This is a genomic window from Phenylobacterium sp. LH3H17 (assembly GCF_024298925.1).
Lineage (GTDB): Bacteria > Pseudomonadota > Alphaproteobacteria > Caulobacterales > Caulobacteraceae > Phenylobacterium.
Map to the genome: position 1 here is coordinate 1,061,779 of NZ_CP101283.1, position 11,847 is coordinate 1,073,625.

The 11,847-nt window shown below is 69.9% G+C and carries 10 protein-coding genes; 3 read left to right on the forward strand and 7 right to left on the reverse strand.

All coding sequences use genetic code 11. The annotated features are described in order from the left end of the window. Positions 1-100: 100 nt before the first annotated feature. From M9M90_RS05155 to M9M90_RS05160, 3 genes are all read left to right on the forward strand, one after another. A complete protein-coding gene (locus M9M90_RS05155; RefSeq protein ID WP_254836097.1) occupies positions 101-1,408 on the forward strand; it encodes a dicarboxylate/amino acid:cation symporter in 1,308 nt (435 codons plus the stop codon). 110 nt (positions 1,409-1,518) lie between these two features. After that, positions 1,519-1,653, forward strand: coding sequence for a hypothetical protein (locus tag M9M90_RS21125; protein ID WP_256549231.1), 135 nt, complete (start codon positions 1,519-1,521; stop codon positions 1,651-1,653). 141 nt (positions 1,654-1,794) lie between these two features. Further along, entirely contained in the window at positions 1,795-2,574 is a 780-nt protein-coding gene (locus M9M90_RS05160) for a CAP domain-containing protein (RefSeq protein ID WP_254836098.1), read from the forward strand. Between the two features lies 1 nt (position 2,575). Here the strand turns inward: M9M90_RS05160 and M9M90_RS05165 are convergent, their stop codons facing one another. The 7 genes from M9M90_RS05165 to M9M90_RS05195 all read right to left on the reverse strand — a co-directional run bounded on the left by M9M90_RS05165 (position 2,576) and on the right by M9M90_RS05195 (position 11,677). Continuing rightward, the gene (locus M9M90_RS05165; protein WP_254836099.1) at positions 2,576-3,409 is read right to left on the reverse strand and encodes a S9 family peptidase; all 834 of its coding nucleotides are present in this window, start codon (positions 3,407-3,409) and stop codon (positions 2,576-2,578) included. 413 nt (positions 3,410-3,822) lie between these two features. Beyond that, positions 3,823-4,332: a CarD family transcriptional regulator gene (locus M9M90_RS05170; protein WP_254836100.1), complete on the reverse strand. Its 510-nt coding sequence runs from the start codon at positions 4,330-4,332 to the stop codon at positions 3,823-3,825. A gap of 288 nt (positions 4,333-4,620) precedes the next feature. Beyond that, positions 4,621-4,962 carry a ferredoxin FdxA gene (gene fdxA / locus M9M90_RS05175; protein WP_254836101.1) on the reverse strand — a complete coding sequence of 114 codons (342 nt, stop codon included), beginning with the start codon at positions 4,960-4,962 and terminating at the stop codon, positions 4,621-4,623. Positions 4,963-5,074: 112 nt separating this feature from the next. Further along, entirely contained in the window at positions 5,075-7,423 is a 2,349-nt protein-coding gene (locus M9M90_RS05180) for a penicillin acylase family protein (RefSeq protein ID WP_254836102.1), read from the reverse strand. A 3-nt stretch (positions 7,424-7,426) separates the two neighbouring features. After that, on the reverse strand, positions 7,427-8,818 hold the full coding sequence (locus M9M90_RS05185) for an amidase family protein (RefSeq protein WP_254836103.1): 1,392 nt from the start codon (positions 8,816-8,818) through the stop codon (positions 7,427-7,429). A gap of 46 nt (positions 8,819-8,864) precedes the next feature. Beyond that, entirely contained in the window at positions 8,865-9,143 is a 279-nt protein-coding gene (locus M9M90_RS05190) for an RNA-binding S4 domain-containing protein (protein WP_254836104.1), read from the reverse strand. Continuing rightward, positions 9,140-11,677: a helicase-related protein gene (locus M9M90_RS05195; protein ID WP_254836105.1), complete on the reverse strand. Its 2,538-nt coding sequence runs from the start codon at positions 11,675-11,677 to the stop codon at positions 9,140-9,142. Before M9M90_RS05195 ends, M9M90_RS05190 begins: the two co-directional genes overlap by 4 nt. Between the last annotated feature and the right edge of the window lie 170 nt (positions 11,678-11,847).

Sequence of the window (11,847 nt, forward strand, 5' to 3'; positions counted from 1 at the left end):
CGGCGTGCGCGTATTGCCGCAGGCCGAACCTCGCCAATCGGCGGGGGATCGGCCTATCTTCCGCTCCGCGTGGCCGGGGTCGACCGGCGGAGGGGGGCGCATGGCGATCTTGCGATTTTTCCGGCTGCTCTATGTCCAGGTGCTGGTCGGCATTGCGCTCGGCGTCGCCGTGGGAGCCCTTTGGCCCGATGTGGGTGTGGCGCTGAAGCCGCTGGGCGACAGCTTCATCAAGCTGATCAAGATGGCCGTGGCGCCGGTGATCTTCTGCACCATCGTCTCCGGTATTGCCCGCATGGGCGACATGAAGGCCTTCGGCCGGCTGGGGGCCAAGACCCTGATCTATTTCGAGGTGGTCTCGACCTTCGCCCTGGTCCTAGGGCTGGTGGTGGGCAACCTCGTCAAGCCGGGCGCGGGCTTCAACATCGATCCCGCGACCCTCGATCCGTCGGTGGCCGCCGGCTATGTCGAGAAAGCGGCCCATGGCCAGGGCCTTCCCGACTACGTGCTGTCGCTGATCCCCGACGCCTTCTTCGCCGCCTTCGCCAGCGGGAACCTGTTGCAGGTGCTGGTGATCGCGGTCCTGACCGGCTTCGCCTGTTCGCGGCTGGGGGCGTTCGGCGACAAGGTGGCCGGCGTCCTGGAAGACGTCTCCAAGGTGTTCTTCTCGCTGATCCAGGTGGTGGTTCGGCTGGCCCCCATCGGCGCCTTCGGGGCCATGGGCTTCACCATCGGCAAGTACGGCCTGGCGGCGCTGGTGAAGCTGGGGGCGCTGGTGGCGACCTTCTACGGCACCTCCCTGCTGTTCGTGCTGGTCATCCTGGGTCTGGTGGCGCTCGCCAGCGGGTTCTCGATCCTGAAGTTCCTGGCCTATATCCGCGAGGAACTGCTGATCGTGCTCGGCACCTCGTCGTCGGAATCGGTCCTGCCGCAGATGATCGACAAGATGCAGCGCCTTGGCGCGGGCAAGACCACGGTCGGCCTGGTCATCCCCACGGGCTATTCGTTCAATCTCGACGGCACCAACATCTACATGACCCTGGCCACCCTGTTCCTGGCCCAGGCGACCAATATCGATCTGTCGCTGACCCAGGAGCTGAGCCTGCTGGGCGTGGCGATGCTGACCTCGAAGGGCGCCAGCGGCGTCACCGGGGCGGGCTTCATCACCCTGGCCGCCACCCTGGCGGTGGTGCCCGACATTCCAATCGCGGCCCTGGCCCTGCTGGTTGGGGTCGACCGGTTCATGAGCGAGTGCCGGGCCTTGACCAACCTGGTCGGCAACGGGATCGCCACCCTGGTGATCGCGCGCTGGGAGGGCGACCTGGACCGCGAGACCCTGACCCGGGAACTGGCGCGGGGGCCCGGCGCCGCGCACGCGCCGCCGCCGGTGGTCACGGCCGCGGCCGACTAGGTCCGCGCGTCAACCATTGGGAAAGCCGATCAACCTCAGATTGACTTGCGTCGCGGGAATTGACTGAGGCAAGGTCGACTCAACCCACGCGTAAGCAAGGAGGGTCGGTCATGGTGCGGGCGGCGGTTCTTCGGGAACGCGGCGATGCGACACCCGACCCGCTGCTGACCCCGGTCGAGACCATCGAGGACCTGTCCTCGGCGAGAACCGTCGACCAGGTGAAGGCTTCGACGAGGCGCCGTTAATCCTTAAGCCAGTCGACCACCGTAAGCTGATCCCCGTGATGAGGCCTTCGGCGCCGCCGCCTGAGGCTCCAGCGACGGGCGGAGTGGTTTCCAGTGCAGCGTCGAGCGCCAATCTACGCGTCGTCGGCAGGGGGCGTCCTCGTGGCGCGCCGGACCCTGCTGGCGGGCCTGGCCGGCCTGGCGGCGACGCCCGCCTTCGCCGCGATCCCCGGCCAATCCTGGCTGGACTATGAGGCCCGTCTGCGCGCTCGACTGGCCGATGCCGCCGCCTTCGATCCCGTCGTCGAGCGCGAGATTCTGCGCCTGACCAACGCCGCCCGCGCCGAGCGCGGGGCCCCGCCCTGCGCCTGGAGCGACGAACTGGCCCTGGCCGCCCGCGCCCATGCCGGCGACCTCGCCGCCCGAGCCTATGTGGAACACGTGACCCCGGAGGGCTTCGATCCCAGCCACCGGGTCAGCATCCTGGCGCGCCGGATGATCGGCTCGGCCAGCGAGAACATCGCCTACCGCCGCGCGGGCGACCCGACCACCGCCGCCGAGCTGATGGCCATCTGGCGCACGAGCCCGCCCCACTGGGGCAACCTGCTGCGGCCGACCCAAGCCCGCGTCGGGATCGGGGTGGCGGTTCGCGGCGACCGCACCTATGCCGTGGGGCTGTATTCCCGCCCGGATGGGGAGCTGGGCGCGCCGGTGCCCTTCCGCCTGGGCCGCGAGGACGACCTGGCAGGCGCGGTCTCGCAAGCCAGTCCCCACATCGACGGCTTCGCGGTCAGCAATCCGGTGGACACGGTCACCGTTCCGAAGATGGCCGAGGGCGCCGCGCCGGTTCTGGCGCCCGGCGTCTACCAGTTACGGCCGCAGCGCCGCGTCGACGCCCGCCGCTACCAGGTGCTGTGGGGCCCGATCTTCGTCCGGGTCTGAGTCAGTCGAGCAAGGCGTCGAACTGCGCGCGGATGGGCGGCCAGGCCGCCGCCGTGGGATCGATCAGCTCGAAATGGCCCGAGGCCGGAAGGTCGATCACCGTCGTTGGGTCGCCGCCCTTCGCCGCCGCCGCGCCGTAGGCCTGGCCGAAACGGCTGGGCACGATGGGATCCAGGTCGCCGGAGACGATCACCTGGCGCGCACCGATAGGCAGCAGGCGGGGCGGCGAGGTGTCGGCATAGACGTCGCCGGCGCGCGTCGGGGCGCCGACCAGGGCGTCGATGGTGCCAGGGCCGCCGCAGGCGTCGGGGCCGTCGGCGTGATAGGCCTCCAGGTCGATGATCCCGGCCAGAGACACGACGCCGCGCAGCTTGAGGGGTTCGGCGGCATGTAGCGGGCTGGTCCTGGCCAGGCGCGGCCGTGCGAGCGCCCAGACCGCCAGGTGGCCGCCTGCCGAGTGGCCGGACACCACCACCCGATCGAGGTCGAGGTGATGCGGCACGGCCAGGGTCTTCAGGTGGTCGAGCCCCTGCGCCACGTCCTGGAAGGTGCCGGGATAGCCGCCGCCGGCGTGGCCGATCCGCCGGTACTCGATGTTCCAGACCGCCTTGCCCGCGGCGCGCAGGTCGGCTGCGGCATAGTCCATCAATTCCAGCCCCGGCAGGTCGGCGCGCCAGCAGCCGCCGTGGATCAGTACGACCACCGGATGCGGACCCTCGCCCTGGGGCAGCCACAGCTCGCCGAACTGCAGCGGATCGCGCCCGTAGGTGAATCGCAGGTCGGCCTGTGCACGTGCGCGGGCAAGCAGGTCCAGATAGCCGATCGGAGCGGTCACGCCTCCGCTCATGGATTGCCCGCCAGCCCGGCGGCCACCTTGGCGACCATGGGCCATAGCCAGATCGAGGCGGGGTCGGTGTGGGCGGTGAGAGGGTGGGACATATATTCCTCGAAGCTTCCCCATCGGTTGGCGGGGCGAGGACCTCCAGGCCCAGCGCCTACGCCAGCATGACGATCTGGCGGCGCGGCACGACCGCGATCAAGTCGGAAAGCGAGACCATGTGCAGGGCCTGCAGGTAGCAGGGCGCGGCGGGGACCGCGGGGGCCATCGCCAACGCCGTCTTCCACGCCATCCGCGTGCGGATCCGGAGCTTGCCGATCCAAATCGAAAATCATTTCGTTCAAGCTTGAACGAAAACGCCCGGCGCAGGCGCCGGGCGTGGTCGGAAGCTGAGATAGGGGCTGTCGCGCTTAGGCGGCGACGGCCTTGATCAGGCTCTTGTTCAGGATGCCGATAGCCGCGTCGCGGTCGATGCGCTCGATGGCGGCGACTTCACGGGCCATGCGGTCCAGGGCCGACTCATAGAGCTGGCGTTCGGAGTAGGATTGTTCCGGCTGGTTTTCCGCGCGGTGCAGGTCGCGGACCACCTCGGCGATGGAGATCAGGTCGCCGGAATTGATCTTGGCTTCGTATTCCTGGGCGCGGCGCGACCACATGGTGCGCTTCACGCGGGCGCGGCCCTTCAGGGTGGTCAGCGCCTGGTTGACCACATTGCCCTCGGCCAGCGAGCGCAGGCCGGCGGTGCGGGCCTTGGCCGTGGGAACTCGGAGGGTCATCTTCTCATGGTCGAAGGTGATGACGTAGACTTCGAGCGAATAGCCGGCGACTTCCTGGGTTTCGATCCCCTGTACCTGACCCACCCCGTGAGCCGGATAGACGACATGATCGCCGATGGAGAATTCCAGACCGCTCTTGCTCATTCGCTCAAGTCCTTTCGACTTGGCCGAACCCGTTAAGAGATCTTAACCATTACGCCACAGGACAAAGGACACCCTCCGCGAAAACCGCGCGGCGCCTTACCCCTGTGGAAACGGATTCGACCTCTAAGACACCCTTCGCCTGTGCAAGGCGTACGTCGGCCGGGACGGCTCTTCTGCAGAAACGACGCAGCGCGCGTAAGCGCTCTCGCCACGTCATCTGTGACGTTAGCATAAAATTCAGCCGATTGAAAGGCTTGGCGCCCTGATTCCAGGCTGGATCAGGCGAGATCAGGAACCGCGGCCCGGCTTTTCGCTAAAATACTTCTCGAATTTGCCGGTTTCGCGCTCGAAAGCCTCCGCGTCCGCCGGGGGCGTTCCCTTCACCGTGATGTTCGGCCAGACCTTGGCGTATTCGGTGTTGATCCGCAGCCATTTGGAGTCCGGCTCGTCTTCGGTGTCGGGCTTGATGGCGTCCACGGGGCACTCCGGCTCGCAGACTCCGCAGTCGATGCATTCGTCCGGATTGATCGCCAGGAAGTTCTCGCCCTCGTAGAAGCAGTCCACCGGACAGACCTCGACGCAGTCCATGAACTTACATTTGATACAGGCGTCGGTGACGATGTAGGTCATCGCGGAAATTGAAGCTCCGGCCGCTCACTTGGGCGGCGGTTTTTCCGGCTCCGGCCCCACATTGTCAATGGCGAGCGCTCACAGGATATCTGCAAGGCCCGATAGCGGCCGCTCAGCTTGCCGGCGTGAGGCGCAGAACCCGCTCCGTCGCGGCCTCCACCTCCGGGCGCGAATAGCTTAGCGGCACGTACTGCCCCGTGACCCAGCGCGGGAAGAGATCGTCGAAATGCGGGCTCCGGGGATCGCCGGACTGGCCGGGCGTATTGATCGCCATGCTGTTGTCCCAGGCGCCGACGTCCAGCACCATCCGGAACGAGGCTCCGGAGACGACCCGGTAGTCGTCCGCGCGCCAGGAGGCGGCCAGGGGTGACAGGCTGGTCCCGGCCATGGGCGAGGGCCCGACGGTCAGGTCCGCGCGCTGGGCGGGGGTCGCGAGCGGCGTCAGAGCGTGTTCGAAGCGGGCGTGGTGCAGCCTGCCCCAGGCCCAGGCCTTCGGATCCGGACCCAGCTTACCGGCCACCTCGTCATAGGCCGCGAGCAGGCTCTCGCGCAGGGCGGAGTCGCGGGCGCCGGCGTCCAGGCTGGCGTCGGGATGCTCCAGCAGATCCATCACCGCGGCGATGTCGCCGTTACCCACGATTGCGCGGGCGGCCTGCGGCGTTGCGCGGGCCACCACAGCCTTGCCGAGGTGCTTGGCGATCCAGACCTCGTAGAGGGCGGCGCCCGCGCTGTCGGCGGCGGTGCGATGGTCCCAGCCGCGCAGCAGGTCGAGCGCGGCGGTCAGCTTCGGGTCGTCGGACTTCAACGGCGCCAGGACGGCCAGCATCCGCCGCGAGGTGATGTCGTAGGGATCGGTCTGCAGGGCCATGGCGTCAGCCAGGGTGAGCTTCGGCTTGGCGGCCAGCACCTCGGCGATCCGCGCCATGCGCGCCCCGTTGGTCCATTCGAACCCGACCTTGCGTTCGGCGTAGGGATAGCCGTCGGGCAGGTTCAGCTGGTTGGCCGAGGCGAACCAGCCCGATGGCGGATTGTGGGCGCTGGGCAGCTCTTCGATCGAGAGGAAGCCCTTCCACTCGTAGCGCCCATCGCCCGGGACCGGCAGCAGGCCGTCCCAACCCGGCCGCTGCGGGACCTTGCCCGCAGCCACCCAGCCGATTTCGCCCTTGGTGTCGGCGTAGACCTGGTTCTCGGAGGGCGCCCCCCAGTTGGCCAGCGAGGCCTTGAACCCGTCCCAGGTCTTGGCGGTCATGTAGCCCATCGAGCCGAAATAGGCCGAGGTCCCGGTCTCGCTCCAGACGCTGCGCAGGGCGAAGGCGCGGCCCTTGGCGGGGTCCTCCTTCAGCACGGGTCCATGGCGGGTGAACTTCAGCGTGACCTTGCGCGGCTGGGCCTCGCCCTTGACCGCGATCTCCTCGACCACGGTGCGCATCGGCTCCCAACCGTTCCCGTAGCGATAGGTGTCGCCGCGGGTCTCGTAGACATAGAGGTCTTCCTGGTCGGCCGGGAAGATGGTCAGGCCGAAGGCGATGGTCCCGTTGTGGCCGATGGAGACACCGGGCAGGGCGGGCTCTCCTGCCCCGATCACCGAAAAGCCGGGCGCCTCCAGGTGGACGATGTAGCGCAGAGATGGCGCGCCGTGCTCTCGGTGCGGATCATTGGCCAGGATCGGCCGGCCGGTGGCGGTGCGAGAGCCGGAGATCGTCCAGTTGTTGGAGCCGACCGCCTCGGGCGGGATCTCCAGCATGGCGGTCTTGGCCGCGGGGCCGGAGAACTTCACGCCGCTGGTCCCGAGCTGGTAGTCGTCCAGCACGTCGGCGGGGATGTCGCAGGGATCGAGGCCGTCGGGGACCTTGGTCTCCCATTTCGGCTCCAGGAGCTTGTAGAGCCGGGCCGCTTCCAGGCCGGCGGCGCAGGCGATGCGGGCCCGGCCGACCTCGTTGGGCAGGTTGCGGGTCAGGCCGTGGCTGCGGATGCGAACCACGTCCTCGGGCTTCCAGAGGTCGGGGGTGGAGCCGGCCATGGCGAACTCCATGGGCAGGGGCCGCTTGCCGGCCCGGATCTCCGCGACATAGGCGTTGAGCCCCGCCGTGAAGGCCTCGGTGTTGTCCCGGGCGCCGGGTCCATAGGCCGCCCACTCCGGAGCCATGTCGCCGCGATAGAGGAACAGCCGTGCGGCCCGATCCTGGGCCACGTAGGACGGTCCGAAATCCTTCGCCAGCAGCCCCAGGCCGCGCTTGCGCCACAGGTCCACCTGCCACAGCCGGTCGCGGGCGACATTGTAGCCCTGCAGGAAGAAGGCGTCGCGGACGCTGCCCGCATAGATGTGGCTGACGCCCCACCTGTCGATGCGGATCTCCGCCGGCTGGGCGAGGCCGGCCAGGGCGTGCGTCTCCGTCGGGGGCGCGGCCGCGGCGGTGGTGGCGACGAGGGCGGCGAAGGTGGCGGCGAGGATCGATTTCATCGGTCAGGCGTCTCCGGCCCGCGGAGGCCGGCCGAACTCGCGTTCCAGCAGCCGTGCGAAGTCGATGGTCATGCGGTCCTCGAGGTAGGGGCCGATGATCTGCACCCCGATCGGCAGGCCCGAGGCGCCGCGCCCCAAGGGCGCGGCTGTGGCCGGCAGGTGGCCGAGCGTCGCCATCCCGGCCCAGGCGAGCTGGTCGAAATAGGGCGTGGGCTTGCCGTTGATGGTCAGGGTGCGCTTGGCGGGATCGGCCTCCTCCACATGGGGAAAGGCCGTCGTGCCGAACACCGGGGCCAGCACGACATCAAAGGTCCTGAAGAGCTCGGCCCACTGGCGGCGGACGAAGGTCTGGGCGTCGAGCAGGTCCATCCAGGCGTGAGCGGAGACCACGTCCGGTCGCGGCGGGCCGCCGCGCGACATGGTGGCGCCGAGGATGCCCAGATAGACCTCGTGCGACTTGGCGAGGTCCGGGAGCAGGTCGCTGCCCGGCGCCACCTTCGCGCCCTGGCGGTCCAGATGGTCGGCCAGGTCGGCCAGCGCCTGTTTGATCTCCTTGTCGAGACCGGCCATCGGATGGCTGTCGAGGATCAGCACGCGGTAGTCAGCGAGTTCGGTGTGGCGAGGAACCGGCAGGTCGAGCAGGTAGCCCGTGGCCTCATCGCCCACTGGGCCGGCCAGGACGTCCAGGGCCAATTGCAGATCCTCGGCCGTGGTGGCGAGGGGGCCCAGCACCGCGATGGGCGTGTCGCCGCCGTCGAAGCCAGGTGGGGCGTGGCCGCGCTGAGGAATCAGGTTGTAGCTGGGCTTGTGCCCATAGACGCCGCAGAAGGCGGCCGGCACGCGGATCGAGCCGCCGATGTCGGAACCGAACTCCAGCGAGACCATGCCGGAGGCCAGGGCCGCGGCCGCGCCGCCGGACGAGCCGCCGGGCGAGCGGGTCAGGTCCCACGGGTTGCTGGTGCGGCCGTAGACCGGGTTGACGCTCTGCCAGTCGGCCAGGCTCACCGGGATGTTGGTCTTGCCGAGGATCACCGCGCCGGCGGTCTTCAGGCGCTGGACACCGACGGAGTCCACGGCGGCCTTGAAACCCTTGGCCTCCTCAAAGCCCCAGGTGGTCGCCAGCCCGGCGACATTGTGGGATTCCTTGACTGTCATGGGCAGTCCCAGCAGCGGGCGGCGTTCACCTCGCGCCAGGGCGACGTCGGCGGCCAGGGCCGCCTCGCGGGCCCGGTCGAAGTCATGGATCACCACGGCATTGATCGGCCCGTCGCGATCCTCGATGCGCTCCACGGCGGCGTCGAACAGTTCCAGGGCGCTGACGTCGCGCCGGACCAGGGCCTCGACGAGCTCGCCCGCCGAGGCGTGCGAGGTATCTCGGATCAAGGTCTCGGACATACTGGCCTCCCGTTTCGGCGACGAGACCATCCGTGGTCGTCGGAGTCTAGCTGCTCGGCAGGGCCGAATAGAGCGTGCGCGCCTCGGCGGGCGGGCCCCGGCGTTCGCCCAGCGCCTCCACGGCCACCGCGGTCAGCTTGCCGCCGACAGCGAAAACCAACTGGTCGCCGACCCTGACGGGCCGCGCGCACTTGTCGATGCGGCTCTCGGCGCCGGCGCGCGTGAGGCGCACCTTGCCTTCGTCGACGAACTTGGCGGCCAGCGACCGGGTCTTGAAGAACCGGGCACGCCAGAGCCAGACATCGGCGCGGCAGCCCTCGCTCACGGGCGCGCGGCCTTGGTCTTGCGGCGGCGGCGCGGACGCCGGGCCGGGACCGGCTGGTCCTTGAGCGCCGCCAGGGCTGCGAACGGCGAGCCGGTGGGGGCCTCAGTCCTGGCGGCGGGCTTGTCGCCGCGCCGGCGCCAGGCGATGGGCTCGCCCGGCTGGACCTTGGCGGCGGGGGTGAAGTTGAGCCCCCGCAGGATCGCCGCCGTCTCGGCCGCGCTCCAGCCGAGGGCCGCATGGGCCTCATCGGTGAGCAGGGCGCCCTGGCCCTGGCGCGGGGCGGCGCGCAGCAGGGCGTCCAACTGTTCCAGCGCCTCGACGGGAACCGCGTGGCCGCCCACGGCGCGCAGGCCGAAGGCGGCCAGGGTAGGGGGCGGGGGCGGCGGATCTGGCAGGGCGCTGACCTTGTCCGCGGGCGGGCGCCAGTCGGAGCGGGCCAGGGCCTGGGCGAAGGCCCGTGCCGGCGCGTTGAGCAGGGCCGGCAGATAGAGGCTGAAGGCGCCGAGCTTCACACCCAGGCCCTTCAAGGCGCGCCGCTCGACCTGGGAGAGCCCCTTGGCCTCGGCGCGCACCACGGCGCGATCCAGCACCCCACCCGACTCGATCAGGCGATAGGCGAGACCGCGGGCCAGGCCCTTGACCTTGCCGGTCTCCACGGCGGTCTCCAGGCGGCGCAGCGGCGCCAGCCTGCGCCCCGCCCCCGAGGCCAGGAAGGCCTCCAGCCGGCGCGCGGCGCGCTCACGGGCCGCCGCCGGACCCAGCTCGCCATAGAGCCGGACGCGCGGCGCGAACCGCGTTCCGCCGGAGATCGCGCCGGCGGCCTCGCCGCGCCACAGCACCACCCCGTCGGGGGTGACCGCAAAGGCCCCGTCGGCCTCGGTGGCGAGCTTACCGAGACGCTTGGCGATCTCGGGGCCGACCGCGGCCACGGCGGCGGCGCGCAGGGCCTTCTCCTCCAGCACCGAGGAGCCCTGGGCCGGCTCGAAGGCGACGCCCGTGAGGCGGCCCACGTACTGGCCCTCGACCACCACATCGCCGTCGGCGCTGACCCCGGCCAGCATCTCGCCGCGGACATTGAGCGCCCGCATCAGGGCGCTGGTCCGCCGGTCGACGAACCGGGCCATCAGCTTCTCGTGGAGGGTGTCGGAGAGCCGGTCCTCCAGGCGCCGCATGCGGTCCTGCCAGTGGCCGGCGTCGGCGAGCCAGTCGGGGCGGTTGGCGACATAGGCGAGCGTCCGGACGCTGGCCAGCCGCGCGGCCAGGGTGTCGATCTCCCCGTCGGTGCGGTCCAGGTGGTGGTGCTGGGCGGCGATCCAGTCCTGCGGGATCTTGCGGTCGCGAGTGGTCAGCCAGCCGAAGAACTCGCGCACCAGCCGCACGTGCTCCTCGCCCGAGGTCTTGCGGAAGTCCGGCGTCTGGCAGACGTCCCAGAGCCGGGTGAGCGCCTGGCGGTCGCGAACGCAGCGGTCGGCTACCTCGGGTTCGCCGGCCAGGATGCGCAGGGTCTTCTCGTCCAGGGCCTCGGCGGCGAGTTTCAGGCCCTCGCGCTCAGGCGGCCTCGCCAGCGAGTCCAGCAGTCGGGGCAGGGTCGAGAAGTCCAGCTTGGCGTTGCGCCACTCCGCACCCGCGGTGGCCTCGAACCGGTGTTCCTGCACCGCTTCGACCAGCTCGGCGTCCATGTCCTCGCACTCGCCGGTGACGCCGAAGGTTCCGTCCTTCAGATAGCGCCCGGCGCGGCCGGCGATCTGGCCGACCTCCTGGGGATGCAGGTAGCGGGTGCGGCGGCCGTCGAACTTGCGAAGGCCCGCGAAGGCCACGTGGTCGACGTCCATGTTCAGGCCCATGCCGATGGCGTCGGTGGCGACCAGGAAGTCGACCTCGCCGGACTGGTAGAGGGCCACCTGGGCGTTGCGGGTGCGGGGACTGAGCGAGCCCATGACCACGGCCGCCCCGCCGCGCTGGCGACGGATCAGCTCGGCGATGGCGTAGACCTGGTCTGCCGAGAAGGCGACGATGGCGGAGCGCCGGGGCAGGCGTGTCAGCTTCTTGGGGCCGGCATAGGTCAGGGCCGAGAACCGCTCGCGGGTGACGATCTCGGCGTTCGGCAGCAGCCGTCGGACCAGGGGCGCCATGGTGGCCGCCCCCATCAGCATGGTCTCCGACCGACCCCGCGCATGCAGCAGCCGGTGGGTGAAAACGTGGCCGCGCTCCGGGTCGGCGCAGAGCTGGATCTCGTCCACCGCCAGGAACTCGACCTCGCGCGACAGCGGCATGGCCTCGACGGTGCAGACGAAATACTGGGCCCGCGGCGGGACGATCTTCTCCTCACCGGTAATGAGAGCAACCGAACGCGCGCCGCGCAGCTTGACCACGCGGTCATAGATCTCACGCGCCAGCAGGCGCAGCGGCAGGCCGATCATGCCCGAGGCGTGACCCAGCATCCGTTCCACGGCCAGGTGGGTCTTACCGGTATTGGTCGGCCCCAGCACCGCCACGACTCTTGGCGGCGCCGCGCCCGAAGGGCGATCACTCATATTTCGAAGGTGGGATGGGAATCGCCGCTCGGCAAGCGGCGCCACGCCGCATGCCGATCCTCCCCCAGCGCGCAGCGCGTAGAGGGGGAGGTGGCTCGGAGCGAAGCGGAGAGACGGAGGGGGTTGGAGCCCGCCGAAAGCGAGTCAAAGTCCCCCTCAGTCAGCCTCGC

Coding starts and splice junctions, on each gene's coding strand:
- M9M90_RS05155 (WP_254836097.1), top strand. CDS start 101: ATGGCGATCTTGCGATTTTTCCGGCTGCTCTATGTCCAGGTGCTGGTC.
- M9M90_RS05195 (WP_254836105.1), bottom strand. CDS start 11,677: ATGAGTGATCGCCCTTCGGGCGCGGCGCCGCCAAGAGTCGTGGCGGTG.
- M9M90_RS05170 (WP_254836100.1), bottom strand. CDS start 4,332: ATGAGCAAGAGCGGTCTGGAATTCTCCATCGGCGATCATGTCGTCTAT.
- M9M90_RS05185 (WP_254836103.1), bottom strand. CDS start 8,818: ATGTCCGAGACCTTGATCCGAGATACCTCGCACGCCTCGGCGGGCGAG.
- fdxA (WP_254836101.1), bottom strand. CDS start 4,962: ATGACCTACATCGTCACCGACGCCTGTATCAAATGTAAGTTCATGGAC.
- M9M90_RS05180 (WP_254836102.1), bottom strand. CDS start 7,423: ATGAAATCGATCCTCGCCGCCACCTTCGCCGCCCTCGTCGCCACCACC.
- M9M90_RS21125 (WP_256549231.1), top strand. CDS start 1,519: ATGGTGCGGGCGGCGGTTCTTCGGGAACGCGGCGATGCGACACCCGAC.